Raw genomic sequence first — 22,593 nt, forward strand, 5'->3', positions numbered from 1 at the left:
AAATTATGTGTAGTTATTTAGTTGTAATGAAATCGGATTTTTAATGTTAAAGCATAATTTAATCACAGGTTATTTGTCTCAGATATATGTATCAGCAATTGGGATTATTATGGTCCCTTTTTATATAAAGTATCTTGGGGCAGAGGCATATGGTTTAGTTGGTTTTTTTGCTATGCTCCTTGCATGGTTTCAACTTCTTGATATGGGGTTGTCACCTGCATTATCGCGTGAATTATCAAGGTTTAGAGCAGGAAGTGTAAGTGCCCTATCCATTCTTAACTTATTACGTTGTTTAGAATGGGTTTTTTTAATAATTTCATTTTTTGTCACAGTTGCTATTTATCGATGTAGTTCATGGATTGCAAATTCTTGGTTGAATGTGCATACGATAAGTGTTAATCAAGTTGTATCCTGTATTATTATAATGGGGATGATTGCCGGAACTCGATGGTTTATTACTTTATATCGAGGTGGGCTGATGGGGTTAGAAAATCAAATTTTATTGAATAATTTAACAGCTATTGCAGCAACTGCAAGGTCTATAGGGGTGTTTTTTGTCTTGCATTACATCTCTCCGACTCCCTATGCTTTTTTTATTTACCAGCTAATAGTTTCTGTTTTTGAATGTATATTGTTTCGGTTTTTTTTATACAAAGCAATACCTTCAAGTCCAATAAAACTTCTTCCACAGTGGGAATCTCTAAAAAGTATTTCTTCGAATGCTGGTTCATTGGCATTTGTTGCTGTACTTTGGGTCGTGTTATCACAGACAGATAGATTGTTACTTTCTCATTATATTAATTTACAGGATTTTGGATATCTTACACTTGCACTAACAGTAACAGGTGCTATTAGTATGGTTAGCGCACCTTTACAGCAGGCTATTCAGCCTAGATTTATTATTCTCATTGAAAAAAAATCAAAAGATGAATTTAAAAAATTCTATATATTAATGTCTCAGTTATCAGCAATTTTAATGTGCGCAATTGCAGGGACAATTGCCATTTTTTCAGAAACTCTTATATTTGCTTGGACTGGTAATTCCAATACCGCACAAAATGTTGCTCCAATATTGTTATGGTATGCGCTAAGTAGTGGTGTAATGGGAATGGCTGCGCTTCCATTTCTTTTTCAGTTTGCGCTTGGAAACTTAAGTTTACATATTAAAGGTAATATTTTACTAACCATTGTATGGTTGCCTCTATTGTATTTTGTTGCCCCAACGTATGGGGCGGTAGGTACGGGTTTGGCGTGGCTTATTTGCAATTTAGTCTTTATGTTTGTATGGATTCCTTTCGTTCATAAAAAATATGCAACTTCTTTGGTATGGTCCTGGCCTCTGAATATACTTAAAATTTGGGCTGCAGGAGCAATTACATTATATGGATTATCAAGTATTAATTTGATATCTGATAATAGATATGTGCTTTTTTCTTGGCTGGTATTTGTTTCAATGGCCACAACATTTGCATGCATTCTTGTGACACCAAAAATTAGTTGGAAAATTGTAAATTTACTGAGAAATAAATATGGCCGTTAAAATTCTACATTTGATCCATGATAATCGGGTATTCGTGCCTTTTATTATGGATGTTTTTAATCGTAATGAAAAATGTACAAATAAATACATCATGATTAAAGACGGTTTAGGCGGGGCTAGTTCGGATGGTTTGATTAAAGCTGATCGTATTATTGATGATAGTTATGTTCATTCGCTTGAGTTTATTGAGGATATGGCATGGTGTACATGTATAATTATTCACAATATGACTCCACTCGGGGCTAAACTCGTGCAGAATGCTGCAGCTAATACTGTGATAGTTTGGAGTGGTTGGGGCGGGGATTATGTTAGGTTTTTAGTTGGTGATGACAGATATTTCATCACGCAAGAAACGAATAAATTGCTAAGGAAAAATAAATTAATGAGAGTTAAATTTATTTTCTCATTAATGTTACAACCGGGATTGTTTTATAGAAAACTCAAAAATAGGTTTGTACCAGATAATACACTGGATAAAATTTTACCAAGAATTAATTACTTTTCTGCTCCAATTCCACAAGAATATGACTTACTTGTGTTAGCTCTGGGACGGGACAGATTTAAAGCAAAGTATGTACAATTGAATTATGGAAGCTATGAGCAAGCTTTTGCTACAGGGCCTGCTGCAATCTTAGAAGATAATATTCTTGTTGGTAATTCTGCTATGGTCAGTAATAATCATGCAGAAGTGTTTCGCTTGCTAAGTAGTTTGGATTTGGGTGATAGAAAAATAATTGTGCCTCTTAGCTATGGTGATTTTAATTATAGGGATGAGGTAGTAAAACTTGGTATGAAGTATTTTGGAAATAACTTTGTTCCCTTGCTCGATTTTATACCTCTGTCAGAATACAATAAAATTATTGCTACGTGTTCTGTCGTAATTATGAATCAAAGAAACCAGCAGGCATTGGGCAATATTGGTACTGCGTTATATTCAGGAGCTAAAGTTTTTCTTCAGAGTAACAATGTGGTGTATAAGTTTTTTAAACAAAAAAGTGCACATGTTTTTGACTTAAATCGAGAGTTGTCTGCATGCATGTTTTCACGGTTGACTTTCAGAGAAATTGAGCAAAACAGAACTGTTTTAAAAAGTTTTTGGGGCGAAGAAAAAGTAAAAGAAAATGTAAGCAGCTTGGTTGAGTTACTAGAAAAGACAACATTAAGTACAATTTAAATATCATGGAATAAAATGAATAATTATCAATACAAAGTTAGTGTATGCATTTTTGTTTATAACCATGAAAATTATATTTCAGACTGTTTAATGAGTGTGCTGTCGCAAGATATTGATGGTGATATTGAAATTCTTGTGGGCGATGACTGCTCTACTGATGCTACTGAACAAGTTATTAGAGGGATACTTCTTAAGTATCCAGGGCGGATTACTTACTTCAGGCATGAAAAAAATATTGGCTCAGGGAATAATATAAAATTCTTGGTTCAGCAAGCAAGCGGTGAGTTTGTTGCTCATTTAGATGGTGATGATTATTGGCTTCCTGGGAAGCTGTCAGCACAAATTAAAGTTTTAAAATGCAAAGAGACTATTAAGGCAGTATTCAATAATTCTTTAGTAGTAACAGAGAAGAAAGCTCATTTTGGTTTTTTCAATAATAAAATACCTGAGATTTTTGATTTAAATTATTTGCTGGAGTGTGGTAATTTCTTGCACCATAGTACTTTATTATATCGATTGAATGATGCGAAGGTCGTTTTGGATATGCCTTCAGAATATATTGACTATCGAATACATCTTGGCTTTGCCATGCTAGGTGATATTGGTTTTGTGAATGAAGTAAATTCTTGCTATAGGTTGGGGTCATTATATTCTTTAGTTAGAACTGTTCCGAATAAAATTAGAATTTTATATACTGACTCAATTTTATCTGTGGGAAATGTTAAGGGCAAAAATAGAATTTTAGCTTCTATTCTTTCAGAGGTAATTCTTAGTTCTATTAAGTGTCATAAAATTAGTATTGTTCAAGAGTGGTATTCAAAATTTAGAAGCCATCTTAATTATTTTATGCTGGTGGTGTCGTTCTTTATCGCGGCAAAAAAAGGGGCTAAATTGATAATGAATAAATTCTTTCTTAAGAAAGAATTAATTTTTCTATATTCCCGTGGGCGGTAATTTTTTATGTCGATAAAATTTATTGAAAATAAGGTGCTTTCCAGTAGATATTATGCTGAGTTACCTTAGGGCGGTATAATGCAAGCTATTCCATCATTATCAGTGTGTTTGCTACTATATGGTATTTACTTTCATAGTAAAGTTAACACATCCTTTTTGAAGTTAATTTCACTGCAATGGTTTTTAGTTCTTTTGCTTTACTGGGTTAATGACAGTGTTTTTGTTAGTTTCTCCCCTAGGTTTGATTATATTTTTATTTTGTTTTTCATCACGCTTGTGATTACATATTTAGCGACTTTTAAAGTTTTTTGTATTTTTGATATTTTTACGTTTAAAAAATATTTTTCTGTTAATGTTTTATATTCATTATGTTTTATTACATCATTTTATAGTTTATTTTTGTTTTTTACTTATTTGTATGATGTTGGAAGCATGAAAATTTTTAGAGCTGCATTGTTAGAAGATGGGCTTTCTTTACGGGTTGGTATTTCATTTCCTTTGTGTGCAGCGGCATATTTATATGCGTCTTTTTATGATAAAAAAAAATCTAAATACTTTGCAACCATATTATGGTTGCTGGCAGTGGTTTCTACATCAAAAATTTTTATAGTACTTAGTATGTTGTATGTTTCTGGATTTTATAAAAAAGATTTTAGATTGAATTATAAAAAAGTATTTATTTTTGTATCTGCTGGTTTTTTATTGTTCTCAATTGTTCATTTGTTGCAAGGCAAAATTGCTGGTGGCTCTGATAGGTCATTGTTTGGATCGTTGTGTTTTACCCTACTTGGATATACTCTTGGTGGTCTTGCAGCCTTTCAAAGCATATTGGATGGTGATTTTATACTGAGAGGTGATGTTGTCGCTATTACATTGAATAAATTTAATGTTCTTGCAAGTAGTAAGCTAATGGCAGCAGATGTTACCCTTGCTGATGGTTGGGTCAAAACAGGTGAGTGGCTAGGTAATGTCTATACGGGTTTGGCTACTTGGCATATGTGGAATAATACTTATGGTGTTGTTGTATTTGGGGCGGTAGTTGGTGTTACTCATGGAATTATTAATGCATTTACAGGAAATGGTTTTTTATTTTTAAGGGTTTTTTCATATTACCCTCTTATATTCATAATTTTTGCTGAGCAATACCTTATGGGGGTTGATATGTGGATTGCTTTTTCTTGTGCGGCAATTATTCTTGGACTAACAAAATTGCCTAAAGGTTGCGAATGAAAAATAATTTTGTTTATGGCGTTGTAATAACATACAACCCTGATGTTGATCTTCTCATGCAGCAACTAGAATCATCTATTTTTCAATTAGACTATATATTCATCATTGATAATGGTTCAAGTAACTCACATTTAATTGGAAGTTCGATAAATAGATTTGATTCTTTAAATAAAATTGAATTTATAAAATTAACCCAGAATGTTGGGCTTGCTGCTGCTCAAAATATTGGGATAAATAAAGCTAAAGAAAAACATGCATCGCACATTGTTTTGTTTGATCAAGATAGTCTGCTTGAAAATAATTTTATTAATGGCCTGCTTGAATGTGAGAAAACGCTATTGGCACAAGGAGTTGCTGTTGCGGCCATTGGTCCCTCTTTTTATGACCCGACAACAGGCATTGATTATCCTGCCACGGTTTACCGAGGCCCTTTCATTAAACGTGTTAGTTTTGAAAAAGAAGATTATCTAGAGGCTACTTTTATTATTGCCTCTGGCTGCATGATTCGGATGGATGTTCTAGACAAAATTGGTTTAATGTGTGAAGAACTATTTGTTGATTACATTGATGTTGAATGGTGTTTACGCGCTAAATCAATGGGTTTATCAGTTTTTATTACAAAAAATGCGAGAATGGCTCATACCGTTGGAGATAAGCGAATTTCAGTATTGGGTCGTACAATATCGGTTCATAGTTCTATACGTCGATATTATTTGATTAGAAATAGTTTCATGATGTTAAGGAAAAATTATGTACCATTGGGATACAAAATTAGGGAGCTTATATTTAATTTTATTCGTTTTTTTATCGGATTATTACAAACGTCTGAAAAAATGACTTTTATACAATACTGGTATAAAGGTTTAGTTGATGGAATATTAGGTAGGTTTGGTCCTTTTAATAAGTGATCATTTATTAAAAAATGTATCTTATTATATTTTGTGGATTATTTACCTAGGGGTGATGCAGCGTGAAAGTTTTACAATTTGGAAAATTTTACCCTCCAGTTGTTGGAGGTATCGAATCGGTTATGTTTAATATTACTGAAGGCTTGAATATTCACGGTATTAAAACAGATGTCTTATGTTCTAATACTATTAGAAAATCTACTTCTCTTACTGCTACTCTTGGTTATCAGATATCAAGATCTAGTTCTTGGGGAAAGTTGTTTTCAACATCTATATCACCTTCTATGATTTCGATGCTGGCAAAGTCTATTTCTCAGTATGATATATTGCACGTCCATTTACCTGATCCTATGGCTAGTTTAGCTATTTGGTTCGTTCGCCCAAAGTGTAAAATAGTTATTCACTGGCACAATGATATTGTTAAGCAAAAAAAATTACTGAAATTGTATTTACCTTTGCAAAATTGGTTATTGGGACGTGCTGACGCAATTATTGCAACATCACCAGTTTATATGAACTCATCTGTATGGCTAGCTCCATATCTAAATAAAACACATGTTATTCCAATTGGGATCTCTGACCCATTGCCTGCTACTACTATTATCAAGCCCAATCCATATGAGGGAAAAAAAATAGTTTTTGGACTTGGGCGACTAACCTTTCAAAAGGGATTTAAATATCTTGTTGAAGCTGCTAAATATTTACCAAATGATTTTGTGATTTTGATTGGTGGTATTGGGCCTCTGTATGACGATTTAAGTAAAATTATTACTGATAATAAATTGACTGAGAAGGTTGTACTATTAGGTGAAATTCCCCACTTTAGTACTGATTTGAGTTTCTATTTTCAAATTGCAGATGTTTTTTGTTTGAGCTCAATTACTAAAGCGGAATCTTTTGGTGTTGTATTACTTGAAGCTATGGCATTTTCACTTCCATGTATTACTACTAATATTGAAGGGTCAGGCGCACCATGGGTAAATGTTGATGGTGAAACTGGATTTAACGTCGCCATTATGGACCCTGAAGCATTAGCGACTGCTATCATTAAAATAGTAAGTGATAAGTCTTTGATAAAAAACTTATCTCTTAATGCTCGAAATCGTTATTTGGAAAATTTTACATCTGACAAAATGGTCGACTTAACAATTGAACTTTACAATGAAATTGTTTGATTTTTCTATCAAAGTTAATTTATAGGCAAATGTATGCTTTATCTTGTATTGGCATTCCTCGCCTCTGTCATTGTCACCATGCTTGTGATCCGTTTTGATCACTTGCACAGCCATATCTCCGGTGATCATGATTTAGGCGGGGTGCAGAAGTTTCATGCGCATTCTGTGCCGCGGATTGGTGGGCTTTCTATCATGATGGGGATGCTGGCGGTTTTATTGGCGGGGGCGATTAAAGAGACGCAGTGGTTTAATTCTTTTGCTTTGTTGATTGTGGCTAGTTTACCTGCTTTTTTAGGTGGATTAATTGAGGATTTGACTAAAAAGGTAGGGGTGTTAATGCGGCTGGGCTTAACCATGCAGGCGGCATTATTAGGGTATTTTCTATTGGGCGCGGGAATTGTTCGTTTAGATGTGCCTTATATTGATCTGATTATGCAGTTTACTGTTGTTTCATTGTTTTTTACCATGTTTGCAGTGGCGGGCGTGGCAAATGCTTTTAATATTATTGATGGTTTTAATGGCTTATCTGCAGTTGTGGCGATGATGATTTTTGCTGGTCTGGGCTATGTTTCTTTTGCTTTAAATGACTGGTTTTTAGTGATTGCCAATATGGGCATGATTGGTGCTTGTTTGGGGTTTTTGCTCTGGAATTACCCACGGGGTTTAATCTTTTTGGGGGATGGCGGGGCTTATTTTGTAGGCTTTATGATTGCAGAGTTGTCGGTCTTGTTAATGGCGCGGCATCCTAATGTTTCTATCTGGTTTCCATTTTTGCTCTGTATTTATCCGGTATTTGAAACGCTATTTACTATTTATCGTCGTAAATTTGTGAAGGGTGTTTCACCTGGCCTGCCGGATGGCATTCATTTGCATACGCTGATTTACAGGCGCGTAGTGCGTTTGCAATTAGGTGAAGATGTGGCGCGTTATAAAGTTCAGCGCAATGCGTTAACTGCACCTTATTTATGGGCGTTATCATCTTTTGCAGCTATTCCAGCCGTTGTTTTTTGGGAAAGCCCATATATATTATTAGGTTTTGTTTTGTTGTTTATTGCCAGTTATATTTTGCTGTATAAAATGATTGTTAATTTTAAAATTCCACAATGGATGGTCATTAACAAAGACAGCTAGTATAGCAAGCTTGATATTGGAAGAGGGGAGGAAGGCAAGATGCTTTCCTCTTTGTTTTTTACCTTGTGCATGCCATTTTTAATTTCTTTGTGGTATTTTTCTGCCAAACTTTGCCAGCATAGTTCATTTTTTATATATCCTGCAGTTTTTCTTGTTATTTGATCTAATTGGCTCTCTGATAGTTTTAGCGTGTTTTTTATTGTGCCAGTAAGATTTTTTGCATTAAAATAATGCACCCCCGCCTCAAATCTCGTTCCCCTCACGCCAAATTCTGTACTGATAATTGGCAGGCCGGCTGCTGCATATTCAATTAGTTTTAAGTTTGATCCGGATCCATTTAGCATTGGGTTTAATGCAATCGAGGCAATTTTAAGCCAGAGTTGTTTTTCTGCCTGGCTGACTACACCTAAAAATCGTACATTTTCCGGGATGTTTTTTTTCTTAAAAGCATCTGCTACGCTGCCCAGAATAATATATTGCAGTGATAAATTTTGCTCTGCTGCGATCAGGATTTGTTCTGCTGCTTCTATATTGGGGCCGTGATTGCTGCCCATAAAGAGCGATATATTATTTGTGGGTTCCAGCCCCATTTGTATGCGTATTTCTTTGCGGCCAGCCTGATCCAGGTACTTAATATTTTGGGTGTCAGCGCCATTGGCAATGATGCTGAACTGATGATCAGGGATTTGATACAGGGCTTGCATACGCAGGCTGTCTTCATTGCTGCAGCAAATAATATGCTGTGCGCCCATGGCGCATTGGGATTCTAATTCTTTGATTTTTTGCGCTTCATTAGGGTGCTGCTGATATATTTGCGCTTTAAGGTCGGCTTCTACATTATGTGCTTCATAGAGCCATTGCTTCACGCCAGCCTGTATCATTGCCGGATATGCATAAGGATGGCTGCAGATCACCAGGCTGGCCCATGGGGCGCGGCGTTTAATCTCGGCTTGCCATTCTGGTAATAACTCAGGATGTGCGGCTGCCAGCCAATCAACGCAGGATATATTTAATCTTTTTTCTTCTGTGCTTAATTTTTTTCTAAATTCATCGCCTACCGGTATTAAGACTTCAACAAAGTTCTCATTTAAGTTTCTATTTTTAATGACTTTGGTATTGAAGTCTAAGTTAAGTATTTCTACCGAATAGCCAAGCATTGATAGCTCTGAATACAGATGATAAAGCCGTGCCTGCCCGCCACTGACAACGGGGTAGATGGGGTAGGTATTCAGCACCAGTATTCTGGGCAGATATTGTGCGTTTTTATTTAGAAGCTCTTTTACTAATGCAGGCCAGTTTATATCTTTTACCGTGTTATATGCTTGCTGGCCAAGCTGATAGCTAAGTGATGGATTATCGCAGAGTTGTTTAATTGCTTTTGCTATCTCATCACAATCTGGTTTTATAATCAGGCCGTTTTCCATATGCCTGATTAATTCTGTTGCGCCTCCGCTATCTGTGCAGCTTAATACCGCTTTGCCTGCAATCATGGCCTCATAGCTAATCAGGCCAAAGTCTTCGTGCTCGGGAATAAAAGGCACAAAAAGTGCATTGGCATATTCTTGTGCTAATTGCTGCTCGGATATATGCCCAAGCAGGGTTATTGCAGCATCGGGGGGAATCAGTTTTTGTAATTCATTGCTTTGTGGGCCTGTGCCTGCAATTCTTAAAGGCGTTTTAACTCCTGATTTGCAATAGGCTTTAATCAGCAGATCAATTCGCTTGGGTGCATCAAGGCGGCTGGCGGTAAAAATGGCCGGAGGGATGTGTACATTGCCTATAACGCCAGCCTGGGGCAATGAGCTTGGATGGTAAAGTACATCAGGTTTAATGCCTTCAGGAAAATATTCTTTGCGATTAGCAACTTCATGGGCAATCGCTGTATAACGAAGAATTTGCTCTGGAGCTAAGGCGACAGCATCAAAAAAATGAATAATCGCACGTAATAGCGGGCCGGGCAGAGCAATATCTTGCTGGCTTAGTATTTGCAATTCTTTAATACGTTTTAATTCTGCAAAGCATTCGGCAAGATGGGTTCTGCCTGGTTTTTTTATACTTAGCAGGCGGTATAGGGCAGGCAATTTTTGTGCTAAATGGTCAATATTTTTTGTTAAATGTGTGGGATAAGTATCGTATAAGCCGCGCAGTGTATGCTGCATAAACAGAATATGCCGGGGATGGGAAACCATCCATGCCGGGTATTTAGTGCTGATGACTAAATCAAAATGATTGAGATCCAGCTCAGCAAAGTTCTGATAACTTTGAATAATGGCCCAAAAATCATGCTCCGGGCTGGGCAATTTAATCAGCTCTGCCGTCATGTTTTCCTGCTGATTTAATGTTAGCCACAGGCCTTTCCAGATGTTTTCTGCGCCGCCCCAAATAAAGGGTACTCCGCTGGGTGCAATAATCGCAACTTTCAATTAGGTCTCCAATAATTGGCTGACTACCTTATCCCAGCTTATTCCAAATTTGGGCCATGCTGCTTTTGCTGCCTTGCCCATTGCTTCTGCTTTATTGGGATATTGGCTGATCCAGTTTAATACTGTGGCAATGCTTTCTGGCGAGGGCGGAATAATCCAGCCTGTATGCTCATGCTCAATAAATTCTAAAGGGCCGCCTGAATCTGTGCAGCTGATAACCGGCTTGCCGGAGAGCATGGCCTCGTGGGTGATATAGCCATAGTCTTCATCAAATGGTGCAAAGAAAACAGCGCTACAGTGGGCGTAATAGGCTATTTTTTGTGCTTCACTGATTGCCCCCAGCATTCTCACTTTTTCATTTAAACCCAGCTGATTAATTAATTGTTTTAACGATTCTGATTGCCCGCCAGCACCTGCAATTACAATGGGTAAAGATTTGGGAGCCAGTGCAAGTGCTTTGATTAATAAATCTTGGCGCTTTAGTGTTTCAATCCGGCTGGGGCAAAAAATATAGCCCAGATTTTCAGCTGGATGAAAAGCCTGATATGCAGGAGGCGGATGGTAAAGTGCGCTGGCATTTAAATCATTATATTGATAAAGCCGCTCTGCCACGCGTTTGGAATTAGCAAAAAGCTGATGGCATTGTTTTAATGATTCCTGATCAAACTGCCCGACTGCATATTTAAAATGCGCTGAAGCGGTTTTGTTTTCTTCATATAACTCATACACGGCCCTGTGCTGATGCATAATCCAGGCGGTGTGCTTATTATGCTGTATGCCATAACATGGAAATTGCAGGCTGATCAGCCGGTCAATCCGATAGCCATTGGGCTGATTTAAATCTAATTTTTTGCACCATTGCATTAAATCCAGAATGGATTGTTCTGGTGTAAAGGTAAAAGGCAGCCTGAGTATTTCTACATGGCAGCCTGCTGCAGCTAATGCATTTGCTGTGCCTTGGATATGGTAATCAGCACCGCCATGCAAAAACGGGGTTATATTTGCAGCAAGCATTACGCGCATTGAATACTCCTTGCGGCTGGTTTAATGTGTTGGCACTCTGTCACTTGCTTATCGTTTTGCAATCAGAGCGTAATCCTGGGGGCCACAAAGATGCCCGTTAACACGTTCTGTTAATAAATCATGGCCAGGTACTTTGGCCGATTCAGGATAAGGGTTTAATCTTAAAATTTCACAATCTTTAAAACCATGATATTCAGCCAGAAATTGCAGGCTGGTAGGGGTAACAGGGTTTTTATGGCTGAAGTCATGGTAGAAGGTATGGCTGCCTACCAATACATTTTCTGGGTTAGGTGTTTCTAAAATCAAAAGACCACCGGGCAGCAGTGCACGATATGACTCTTTTATCAGCTTAAATAAAATATCAAAAGGCAGATGTTCAACCACATGAAATGAACTAATTGCCCCTAATGATTGCTCCGGCAGGCTGCATAAATAATCCAGTGCATCAGCATGAACTACGCTCAGCCCCATATCCCGGCAATGGCGTATCATTTCGTCGCTCTGATCCACTCCCTGTGCTTTTAAGCCTTTATGACTGATCAGATTAATCCACTCCCCTCTGCCCATACCAATATCTAATAGGGGGGCCTGGCTGGCTTTAAGAAAAGGCTCTACATAGGGAATATATTTTTCCAGCTTTACTTTAATTTCATCTTCTGGTCCTCTGAATTTTGATTCAAATGCCAGATAATATGCATCAATGGCGGGGTCTGCTGCCAGTGTGTGGGGGCTAATCATTTGAGCTGTGGCAGGTATATCTGCTGCATTACTGCTTTTTAAATGCTGCAGCATTTTTTCTTGTATATAAAGCATGGCCTGGCTATTGCTGCTGTTTGTATTGGCTATGATTGCAATTTTTTCAGCACTATCAGCTAATGATTTTTGGGCAAGTTCAGTATTTCGGTCCAATGCTTCTTGAATGAGATATGTGTTTTTTTCCTGCTGCTGATGAATATAATCAATTTTTTCTGCCAGTTCATGGCTGATTGTGAAAAGCTGCTGATTAATAAAATCTGAATAATGAGCAAATCGCTGCTCAAGCTGTTGGCTGCTATGGGCCCTGATATCATCGCTGCTTATTGCCAGTTGCTGGCTCAGGTTAATCTGCTGGGTTTTTAATGTGGATAAAATAACTTCCTGCCGCGTTTCAAAATCATAGCTTTGTTTTGCAAGAAATGCGTTTTGTTGAATGTGCTTTGAATTTATGCTGCTTAATCTAATAAACGTATCATGAATACGGCCAATTAAACCTGCACCTCGCCTGCCACTCCATATGGATAATATTTTATTTTCTAATGCAATAAAGTAGCGGTCTATTTTATTTATTTTAATTGAAGAATTTGAATGTACTGATTCGGTGCTGGATAACATTTGCAAAGCAAATTTTCTAAGGCTTAAGCGGCCTGATGAAAGTAATTCATGATAATGACCTGCGCCATCCTGATCAGGGGCCCGGCCTAAAATAGCCTGATACGAGAAAAAAATAAATAAATTGGGATTACGAATAGAGATAAGCTCTCTGAATGACTGCGGAAGCCAGAGCAGCTGACTGGATGCTGCTGTGGGCTCTATTTTATAAACAACAGGTGCTGCGGCCTGATTCAGAGCATAAGATTGAACACAGGCAATAATATCGTCTAATGTTTTCATATTAACTCACAGTATTGGGTATCAAGCCGGACAACACCTGCAAATACATGCTCAGAAATGACTGTAATTGTGGCAGCATGATCCCACCAATCATAGTTATCAGATAAATGATGGTAAGAGGAGTGCAATGCCACACTAATATTATAGCTGCCCGCAGCAAGCCTGAAATCTGGCAATTCAAAGACTACCTGATATTGGCCGCCCTGTACAAATGGCGGGGTTTTTTGTAATAAATAGGTGTTTGATCCGAATACTTCATTCCCGACCCGGTCTTTAATTAAAAAGCCAATGGTCAGATCGTTTATTTTTTCTAATACTTTATAGCTGACAATGATTTTTACCGGGCTGCCAGACAGTACAACCTGGGCGGGTTCATTTTGATTAAATACTTCAACGGCTATTAATTTGGCTTCGCCACTGCCAGAGCGCACGCCTTCATGCAGGCTTATTTTATTATTAGCGGTATTAGCAATCAGCGCATTATAGTAATCCAGAATAGCAGCGGGGTGATCATCCGAAAGCATGATGCCCTGATCAATTAAGATAGCTCTGTCGCATAATGTTTTAACGGCAAGCGGATCATGGGAAACAAAAAGTAATGATGTGCCCTGTGCTTGAAAGTCTTTTATTCTGTCAAAGCATTTATGCTGAAAATAGGCGTCTCCTACTGACAGGGCTTCATCTACAATTAATATTTCTGGCCTGATGGCCGTTGCCACGCTAAAGGCCAGCCGCATTTGCATTCCGCTGGAATACTTTTTTAATTGCACGTCGATATATTCTCTCAGCTCAGAGAAATTAATAATTTCTTCAATCCTGTCATCTATTTCATGCCGGCTCATGCCAAGTAATTGGCCTGAAATATAAACGTTTTCTCTGCCGCTTAATTCTTCATGAAAGCCAATGCCAAGCTCTAAAAGTGCACCAATCCGGCCATTAACTGTTATCTCACCTTCGGTCGGGCGCAATGTCTGGCAGATCAGCTTTAATAGCGTGCTTTTTCCTGAGCCATTTCGGCCAACAATGGCGACAGACTCGCCGGGTTCAATTGAAAAAGAGATGTTATTCAGCGCCCATTTCTGCAGGCAATGGCTATCCATACCAAATAAAGCAGCCAGCTTTTGACTGCGCGAAGAGTAAATTCGAAAACACTTGGACAGATTTTCTACTTTAATCAGCGCCATGATTACAGGTCATCCATTATTTTTTGAATATTTTTAGCATAAAAAATATAAAAAATTAAAAATAGCGCAATAGATAAAAGCAGGGCATTGAGTAACCAATTCCAGGCAAGCGGCCAATCCAGCACAACTTGCTGGCCCAGCTGGGATACCCAATAAACGGGGTTCAGGTAAATATATTGAGCCGCCCACTGGGGCAATATCTGTGGCGCGTAAACAATGGGTGTTGCCCAAAATAAAATCTGCATAAAGGCATCTACAAATTGCCCAACATCTCTGACATAAGCATGGGCAAGCGCCAGTAAGCCAGCAATACTGAATGAAAACAGAGTAATAACCAATATTTGTAATAAATATACGACCAATATTTGAAAGCTAAATAAGTTTAAAGTGATTAGAAATATAAAATAAAAACCCGCTAAAACCAGGCTATTGACCAACGCAATCGTGACGACTGAAATAAGTGGAATAATTTTTGATATATTGTTTTTTCTGAGTAAACCCGCATTTTCTACAAGAAATAATTTGCCTCTGCCCACGATTTCTGCAAAGTATTGCCACACCAGCATGCCGCTGGTCAGGTACATGGTATAAGCGTAATGACTATTAACACCCGGCAATCTTGATTTCATTAAATCTGCGAAAACCAGACTGTAGGTAAGGATCATTAAAATGGGGGCAAAAAATAGCCAAAATATACCAAGTACAGATCCACTGTATCTTGATTTAATTTCGCGGCTGACCATGGCATGCAAAAGCCAGCGGCCTGCAAAAATCCTTCTAATAATTTCCAAAAAAAACTCCCCAAAGATGGATTAACAGGATGGAAGAAATAATCCCTGAGGTATTGGCTAATTGATCATAAACGCAACATTTTCTGCCTGCTAATGGCTGAATGACTTCGATACTCCCTCCCATAAAAAATAATAAAATAAATATATTCATGTTGCTGATATAGGGGGTTAATAAAGAGCTAAGAATAAAATAGGCAAGAAAGTGAATAACTTTATCATTCTGTATGGGAATGTATTTCTGGAGGTTATAAAAAGACCCTGCAATAATAAGCAGAACAGTACTTGCAATTAGCAAAGAGATTAATAATGACTGGCCCATACATCCCTGTAAGTGCTTAATGTTCTGGATGCACATCTGTCCCATGTAAAGTAATTTGATCGGATTAATCCTTCAGTAATATGATCACAGGCGCATTCGGGTGATAAGGCAAGGTTGGTCATATGCTCGGCGAGACCCTCTATATCGCCATTATTAAAATAGAAAGGGGCTGAGCCACCAATTTCACCAATAGCACCTCCTGCCGTTGTAATGACGGGTGTGCCTGTACTCATGGCTTCTAATACGGGTAAACCAAATCCTTCATAAGCAGATGGATAAACCATACACCGTGCCCCTGCCAATAGAGCAGGCAGATCTTTTTCCGGGACATATTGCAGCCAGCGTACATTTTTGCTGTGTTTTATCCGGTCTAAGATTTCTTCACATTTCCAGCCTACGCCTCCGACAATAATTAACGGGAGCGATGTTTTTTTATTTTGTACCAGCATTTGATATGCGGAAAGTAAATCTTCTATTTTCTTTCTTGGCTCGATTGTGCCCAAAAATAAAAAATAATCTTTACTGGGTAAATGATATTTATCCAGAATGCTTTTATTATATGATTCAGTAGAAAATTTGCTGTGGTCTACGCCGTTATAGGTAATATGCAATTTATGACTGACTTCCGGCATCCATTGTATCAGCTCTTTTTTTACTGATTTTGAAACAACAAAAATAGCATCTGCTTTTTCTAAAGTGAGCGGTAAATGCTCGCTTAAAAAGCGGACTCTTTCAATGGGATGCCATTCCGGGTTAATAATATGGGATAAATCATGCACCGTAACCAGATAGGGGTATTGCAGCACGGTGGGAATATAATTGGGCTCATGATAAATATAGTTTTTTGCTTTAATGGTGTGCGCGCCGCGATTGGCGTGATATTTTTTTCTAAGATAAGATTTAAGCGCGGGGAAGCGATTAACCATATTTCTTATTTTTGAAAGCAAAAATTCATTGTTGGTTTTCTTACTTACACGGCCAAACTGGTAATAATCAAGATCAATATCTGTGTCAAACTGCTGCATTGCTCTGGATAAACTGGTTGCATAGCGGCCTATCCCCGTTAACGGGGGAATCATTCCTTGTGCGGAAAACAGGATATTCATCTTGTCCATTTTTATCTTTATATATAGATGATGTTCGATTCAGATGGATAATGATTTAATTTGCGCTTTCTTTTTGCTGTATTTGCCTGGCGCTCAGCGCGGGTTCATTATTAAACAGGGCTTCAATCCGTTCTGCTCCAAATATAGCCGGTTTATTTTTTTCGAATACAGGCATTTTTTCTGTATACATACGGATTGTTTTTTTTACCATTTTTTCAGCCGTAAGCTCTTGTTCAAACCGATGCCGTGCATAAAGTGCCATTTTGTTTCTCAGTACATCGTCTCCACATAATTTATTAATTGCATTTGCTAGTGCCACCGGGTCTGACGGGGGTACAAGCAGGCCTGATTTTTCGTGCTCATTGACCCATGAAACGCCTGAACCTGAAATGTCGCAGGAAACAACGGGCTTAGAAAAGCTCATTGCTTCAACCTGCACGATGCCATAGGCTTCGGAGCGGTAAACAGAGGGCAGGCAGAATATATCGCAAGCTGCATAATATGAAGCTAATTGTTGATCGGCGATTGTGCCTAATATTTTTATTTTATATTCTAAGCCCAGTTTTTTAATCAGATCACTGAATGTCTCTACGCCTGGACCGCCAATTAAAACCACAATATCATCGTTGGTATATTTACATGCTTCTATTAGATAGCTTATTCCTTTGTATGCTGCAGAGCGGCCAATAGATAAAACGATTTTTTTGTTTTTATGCTCTGACCGTATTTTATGCACTAAAGCGGAGGATATATTTTTAATTCTGTCTGCAACGCCAATCGGGATAATGGATACTTTTTCCATATTGGGGGAAAGCCATTTAGATGAATCAGCATATTGTTGTGATGTTGCAACAATGCCATCTGCGCGTTTTATCAGCCAGCGTAGCCATGGTGCATAAAGCTTTAGCATATGTTTTTGTTTAACAATATCGCTATGCCAATGCAGGTAAACCTTACAATCCGGCCTGATCAGCCAAATAGCTAGGTTAGCCATCGGATTGGGTAAATGGATATGTATTGCATCGTATTGATGGATGCATTTATTTAACTCGCTGATCAGCTTTAGCGAGATGGATGTTGAATTAATAACCGCCAATGTACCTGCTCTGATCACCTGATAGCCAGAGTTAATTAAATCAACTTTTGTTTCTGTTCCCTTATTGCTACACAGTACATCTGTTTTAACACCTTGGTTGTTCAAGCCTTCAACTAAGTCAAAGGTAACAGTTTCTATTCCGCCGTACTCAGGGGGGTAGAATTTTCCAAGATGAATTATCTTCATAAATATAGCTCTTATAAGGTTGTTATTTTATTAAAGCTGCTATTTGTATTCTTTTTTTGAATGGGCATGCAGAAGGGGTGGTTTCTTACAAATGATGGCTCATGGCTGGGTCTTGTTGTGTTGGCCGCTTGTTGGCGTGGCAGAATATTTTGTTTTTTTATACTAGTAATTGAATTTAATAATTACAAGAAAATTTCCGCAGTTGCTTTCTGCGTTTTCTGTTTTTTTCTGCGTCTTTGTTTATTTTTCTTAAATTTTTATTTTGCTTAGTATTTGTTTTATAAGGTTTTTATGGCGGATAGTTAATAATCAGCATTTGGCGCTTATTGGCCGGGCTTGCCGGATTATTCTGTGGTGATTTTGCCCTGCACAATGTGTTGTAAGCGCTCTGGCTCACGCACAATCAGCGTTTTTCTGTCTTTTTCTGCAATACCGGCATTCAGCAGCTGGCCAATTGCTCTGGAAACGGTTTCCCTGCTGCAATTGGTCATGCCGGCAAGTGATTGCTGAGGCGGAAGCTCAATAATTTTTAAATTGCCCGGCAGTGTGCGTATCAGTGTGGTGAGCACCGTACAAATCCGCTGATAGGGATTTTGAATGCTGAGCATGGCGCGGTTTTGCGATGAAAGCCGGACAAGATAGGCCAGTTTTTTCATTAAACGTTCGGCCAGAATGGGGTGGGAATAGATCAGCTGCAGTGCAGTATGACGGCTCATTACCATCAGCTCGGCATCGCCAATAGAGACCACGCTGGTAGAGCGCGAGCCACCATCAATCACGGCAAGCTCACCAAAGTATTCGCCTTCGTTAATGATATAGATGCACAGCTCTCTGCCATCTTCGGTTACATCAATAACTTGCAGCCGGCCTTTGATCAAAAAGAACAGTTCATCACCCAGCGAGCCTTTGGTTATCACTTGCTGGTTGCGTACTGCTGTCCTAAGCTGAGAGTCGGATGCGATGGACGCTAAAATACTTTCCGGAATTCCAGAGAAAAACTCTAAAGAATAAATGGGATGACGTGTCATAAGCATTTCCCGATGATGATTGGCCTGAGGAGGGAAAATCATGCTGAAGCGAATCGATCAATATATTTTTGTTTTGGCTGCTTTTTTGCTGGCACCGCATAGTGTTCTAGCACAAGAATCGGCAAATATGGGGACAGTTGTTGCAATTATTGGACAACCGCTTCTGCACCGTGATGGCCAGGTGAGCGTGATTGCTAAGGGCGATGCGCTGCGCGAAGGTGACGAGCTGCATACCGCAGAGCAAACCAGCGTGTATTTACGCACCTTTGATAAAGGTTTTATTGCTGTTCGGCCCAATAGTGTTTTGTTTATCGAGAAATACCATGCGGGCAGCCAAGGATCTCAGTTTAAGCTGCAGCTTAAATCAGGGCTGATGCGCTCTGTTACCGGGCAGGAAGTACAAAAAGATAAAGGTAAATATCGCTTAAATACACCTGTTGCGGCCATTGGCTTACGTGGTACAGATTTTGTGGTGTTTACGGATGACCATGCCACGCAGGTGGCGGTGCAAAAAGGTGGTGTGGTGATTGAGCCTTTTTCTACAGTTTGCAGCGTAGAAATGGGCGGGCCATGCCAGGGGGCGAATTCTCGTGAGTTATTTGCCTCAACAGCCCATATGCTGGAAGTGATTCGTGGCCAAGCGGTGCCGGTGCAAAAAGACTCATCTCCCGTGCTGCAAAAAGAGTTACTGAATGAATTACCTAAGGACGTATCAAAAGAAGCGCCCAAAGATGCGCCTAAAGTGGCCGGGCTGGGTGCCGAGCAAACTCAGATAAATACGGCTGATTTAAGTAATGCCAGGGTGGTTGCCAATAGTAATAGCGTTATTGATGGCTCTTTAGCCACCAAACCTGGCGTGATCAAGCCTGTTGAAACACCGCCTTCACCCACGCCTGCCCCTTTGCCTGAGGTGCCTGTTGTTCCACCAGTGGTTGTGGTTCCTACAGAGCCTTTACCGCCCGCCGTGATCGTGCCCACAATTCACTGGGGGCGCTGGCAGGCACTGGCCAGCCTTCCGGCCACGGCTAATTTCAGTGATGTGTATAAAGAAGGGCAGGAAGTTGTCAGCGCTGGGATTTACTATGTGATGTCCCGTGATAAAAGTGATGTCCGTTATGGGCCTGAGCTGGGCGCCGTTAATTTTCAAATGGCAAAACATGATGGCATTATTGTAAATACGCTTAGCAATGCTGTTTCTGCTACTACGGCAAAAGAGTCTTCATTACAAATCAATTTTGCAGCGCAAAGTTTTAATACTCATTTATTGTTAAGTGCCGCCGGCAGAGATATACCACTTAATGTAAAAGGAGCTATTGAGTCTAATGGGCTTTTTATTAATGGTGCGGTGAGCGAGGCGCAGCTGCGTGGTATTGTTTCTGGTAAAGATGCGGCAGAGGCTGCTTATGTTTATTATCTTCCCACAGGTAATAATGAAGTATTGAGCGGCGGGACTTATTGGCTGCGTAAAAAGTAAATGATTCAAATTTGATCTGTTTTTTATGAAATGACAGGCTGTTTTTTTCAGCCTGTCCATGCTTTTTTCATTGTGTTCATGTTGTTTTTTCAATTAATAATAAGAATTGGGTATTAGCCGCTTAAACGTGGTTTCTTGTTTTACTCCTTTTATACATTGCCCCGTCCGTATTTTAACGACTGTTTTATCGGCGCTGCATGATCATTCTCAAATCGATTTGGCAAAAGATTCATTTAATCTGGCTGGGCCGGGTTTTATTTTTTTTGCTCAGCACTTTTCTGGTTATTTGGGTGGCGATGCCGCGCGGCCATGCTTATCCTTTTCCCTTTGATCTTTTAGATCGTCTGCACGATCAGCTAATAAAACAAAGATTAACTGCTTATCCGGAAAAGCGAATTGTGCTGGTGGATATTGATGAGGCTTCGCTTGCTCAATATGGGCGCTGGCCATGGTCCAGGCAGCAAATGGCGCAATTACTGCAGCAATTAGATCAGCATTACAAGGTGGCACATATTGGCCTTGATATGATTTTCCCTGAAAGCAGTGATTTATTTGGCGATCAGCAAATCGCACAATTGGCGGCTTCAGGCCAGCTGACTTTAGCGCAGACTTTTGGGTTTGATCGCAGCCAGAGTATGCAGGTTGGGCAGCTGAGTGCGGCTATGCCATGGGCTGATATTCCTGCCACCCAGGCTTTTGGTTTTTTGGCGAATCATCCTAAGCTTGCCGCGCAAGCGCCTTGTGTCGGGCATATTGCGATTACTGCAGATCCGGATGGTGTGGTGCGGCATCAGAGCATGCTGGTGAAGTATCAGGCAAAGCTTTATCCAGCATTTGCACCCGTTTTATTGCGTTGCTGGCTGGGGCAACAGGGGCCACTGCAGGCCAGCAAAGGCAAAATTGAATGGCTGGAAGGCTTATCGGGCCAGCAAATTGTGGCTGAGGATGGAATGGCGGCGATTCCTTTTCTGCGCCGTACAGAGGCTTATATTGCGATACCTGCCAGCGATATTCTGGCAGGAAAGGCCGATGTGGCGCTGCTGCAGAACAGGCTGGTGATTGTGGGGTCAAGTGCTTTGGGCCTTGGGGATTATGTGGCGACAATCCTGGGGGGGCGCACACCGGGTATGTTGCTGCATGCGCAATGGTTGTCCAAGGCGCTGGATCAGCTGGAGCAGAATAAGCCCGTCGTGGCGATTGGTTTTGTGGCCATTATGGCGGTTTGGGCTGTGTTATTACTGGGCGTTGTTTTGCTGCACAGGCGAAATAATGCTTTACGCCTTGCATGGGGATTTTTTGTACTGATGGCCTGGTTGCTGTGGCTGGGCAATACCCGGCAGGAGGTGGGGGCTAACACTCTGGCGCCACTGCTGGGGGGCGTGGTGCTCCTGATTTTAGAAGGGGGTCTGGAGTGGTGGTATGCCCAGCTGGGCAGACGCCAGCTTTATCTGGCTTTTCATCAGTATGTGCCCCCCGCAATTATTGATCAGCTGATTGGCAATAACAGTCAGGCGATTATGTTGCCCCACCGGGCTGAAATCACCTGCCTCTTTGCTGATCTGCAAGGCTATACGGGGATTGCCGAAAGGCTGCCGCCTGAAGAGCTGGCACATTACACCCGCCATGCCCTGATGCTGCTGACTCAGGCCGTATTAGATCAGCAGGGCACTTTGGATAAATATATGGGGGACGCCTTGTTTGCATTCTGGGGCGCCCCTGTTGTGCAGGAAGACCATGCGAGCCGGGCGCTGAATGCCGCAATGGCGATGCAGCAGGCGGTGGATAAGCATAATCAAAGTGCAGCACCGGATAAGCAGATTAAAGTGCATATTGGGATTCAGACAGGCCTTGTGGTGGTGGGCGATATGGGCACACCGTTTCGCAGCACTTATACCGCGATTGGCGACGCCGTGAATGTAAGTGCCCGTTTGCAAAATCTGGCCAGTCTGCATAATGAAAAAATACTGGTAGGGGAGGATACCGAGCGGCAGCTGCTGTATTCACCCTTGCAGCTCTACGGCTCGGTATCGCTAAAAGGGCGCAGGGGTGTGCAGCAGGTTTATCGCCTGCCTTAGTTTTTCATGCAGCCTACAGCAGACTAACTTGCTGTTTCATATATGTAATCATTTACTTACAAATCATCTTGTTGCTATAAGCGGAATCAAGCAAGCAAATTTCTAGATTTGTGATTCTGAGCATAT

The 22,593-nt window shown here is 40.0% G+C and carries 17 protein-coding genes; 9 read left to right on the top strand and 8 right to left on the bottom strand.

The features are described 5' to 3' along the window. Positions 1-43 precede the first annotated feature (43 nt). The 7 genes from CSQ88_RS22665 (at position 44) to CSQ88_RS01865 (ending at position 8,112) form a co-directional block, all read left to right on the top strand. Positions 44-1,540, top strand: coding sequence for an oligosaccharide flippase family protein (locus CSQ88_RS22665; RefSeq protein WP_143449382.1), 1,497 nt, complete (start codon positions 44-46; stop codon positions 1,538-1,540). Next, positions 1,530-2,714 (top strand): TDP-N-acetylfucosamine:lipid II N-acetylfucosaminyltransferase, encoded by a 1,185-nt coding sequence (locus CSQ88_RS01840; protein WP_099396416.1) that lies wholly within the window; start codon positions 1,530-1,532, stop codon positions 2,712-2,714. The genes CSQ88_RS22665 and CSQ88_RS01840 overlap by 11 nt, the downstream gene beginning before the upstream one ends. 15 nt (positions 2,715-2,729) lie before the next feature. Beyond that, a complete protein-coding gene (locus tag CSQ88_RS01845; protein WP_099396417.1) occupies positions 2,730-3,668 on the top strand; it encodes a glycosyltransferase in 939 nt (312 codons plus the stop codon). A 78-nt stretch (positions 3,669-3,746) separates the two neighbouring features. Beyond that, positions 3,747-4,898 (top strand): hypothetical protein, encoded by a 1,152-nt coding sequence (locus tag CSQ88_RS01850; protein ID WP_099396418.1) that lies wholly within the window; start codon positions 3,747-3,749, stop codon positions 4,896-4,898. Continuing rightward, positions 4,895-5,806 (top strand): glycosyltransferase family 2 protein, encoded by a 912-nt coding sequence (locus tag CSQ88_RS01855; protein WP_099396419.1) that lies wholly within the window; start codon positions 4,895-4,897, stop codon positions 5,804-5,806. The genes CSQ88_RS01850 and CSQ88_RS01855 overlap by 4 nt, the downstream gene beginning before the upstream one ends. Positions 5,807-5,868: 62 nt before the next feature. Beyond that, the gene (locus CSQ88_RS01860; RefSeq protein ID WP_099396420.1) at positions 5,869-6,981 is read left to right on the top strand and encodes a glycosyltransferase; all 1,113 of its coding nucleotides are present in this window, start codon (positions 5,869-5,871) and stop codon (positions 6,979-6,981) included. 33 nt (positions 6,982-7,014) lie between these two features. Continuing rightward, complete coding sequence (locus tag CSQ88_RS01865; protein ID WP_099396421.1) at positions 7,015-8,112, top strand: glycosyltransferase; 1,098 nt, start codon at positions 7,015-7,017, stop codon at positions 8,110-8,112. Here CSQ88_RS01865 and CSQ88_RS01870 read toward each other — a convergent pair. From CSQ88_RS01870 to CSQ88_RS01910, 8 genes are all read right to left on the bottom strand, one after another. Then, positions 8,109-10,535: a glycosyltransferase family 4 protein gene (locus tag CSQ88_RS01870; protein WP_099396422.1), complete on the bottom strand. Its 2,427-nt coding sequence runs from the start codon at positions 10,533-10,535 to the stop codon at positions 8,109-8,111. The two genes, CSQ88_RS01865 and CSQ88_RS01870, sit on opposite strands and share 4 nt — an antisense overlap. Further along, a complete protein-coding gene (locus CSQ88_RS01875; protein WP_099396423.1) occupies positions 10,536-11,558 on the bottom strand; it encodes a glycosyltransferase family 4 protein in 1,023 nt (340 codons plus the stop codon). Between the two features lie 48 nt (positions 11,559-11,606). Beyond that, complete coding sequence (locus CSQ88_RS01880; RefSeq protein ID WP_099396424.1) at positions 11,607-13,208, bottom strand: methyltransferase domain-containing protein; 1,602 nt, start codon at positions 13,206-13,208, stop codon at positions 11,607-11,609. Continuing rightward, positions 13,205-14,392 carry an ABC transporter ATP-binding protein gene (locus tag CSQ88_RS01885; RefSeq protein WP_099396425.1) on the bottom strand — a complete coding sequence of 396 codons (1,188 nt, stop codon included), beginning with the start codon at positions 14,390-14,392 and terminating at the stop codon, positions 13,205-13,207. Before CSQ88_RS01885 ends, CSQ88_RS01880 begins: the two co-directional genes overlap by 4 nt. A 2-nt stretch (positions 14,393-14,394) precedes the next feature. Further along, a complete protein-coding gene (locus CSQ88_RS01890; RefSeq protein WP_257212414.1) occupies positions 14,395-15,135 on the bottom strand; it encodes an ABC transporter permease in 741 nt (246 codons plus the stop codon). Positions 15,136-15,483: 348 nt separating this feature from the next. Continuing rightward, positions 15,484-16,617: a glycosyltransferase family 1 protein gene (locus tag CSQ88_RS01900; protein ID WP_099396428.1), complete on the bottom strand. Its 1,134-nt coding sequence runs from the start codon at positions 16,615-16,617 to the stop codon at positions 15,484-15,486. Positions 16,618-16,663: 46 nt separating this feature from the next. Further along, positions 16,664-17,890, bottom strand: coding sequence for a glycosyltransferase (locus CSQ88_RS01905; protein WP_099396429.1), 1,227 nt, complete (start codon positions 17,888-17,890; stop codon positions 16,664-16,666). A gap of 344 nt (positions 17,891-18,234) precedes the next feature. Beyond that, positions 18,235-18,918, bottom strand: a complete 684-nt coding sequence (locus tag CSQ88_RS01910; RefSeq protein ID WP_180273495.1) for a Crp/Fnr family transcriptional regulator — start codon at positions 18,916-18,918, stop codon at positions 18,235-18,237. A gap of 40 nt (positions 18,919-18,958) precedes the next feature. On the opposite strand from CSQ88_RS01910, the gene CSQ88_RS01915 reads away from it, so the two are divergent. Continuing rightward, complete coding sequence (locus CSQ88_RS01915) at positions 18,959-20,392, top strand: FecR domain-containing protein (RefSeq protein ID WP_099396431.1); 1,434 nt, start codon at positions 18,959-18,961, stop codon at positions 20,390-20,392. A 197-nt stretch (positions 20,393-20,589) separates the two neighbouring features. Further along, the gene (locus tag CSQ88_RS01920; protein ID WP_099396432.1) at positions 20,590-22,467 is read left to right on the top strand and encodes a CHASE2 domain-containing protein; all 1,878 of its coding nucleotides are present in this window, start codon (positions 20,590-20,592) and stop codon (positions 22,465-22,467) included. Positions 22,468-22,593 lie beyond the last annotated feature (126 nt).

It is taken from the genome of Iodobacter sp. BJB302 (assembly GCF_002735645.1).
Taxonomy (GTDB): domain Bacteria; phylum Pseudomonadota; class Gammaproteobacteria; order Burkholderiales; family Chitinibacteraceae; genus Iodobacter.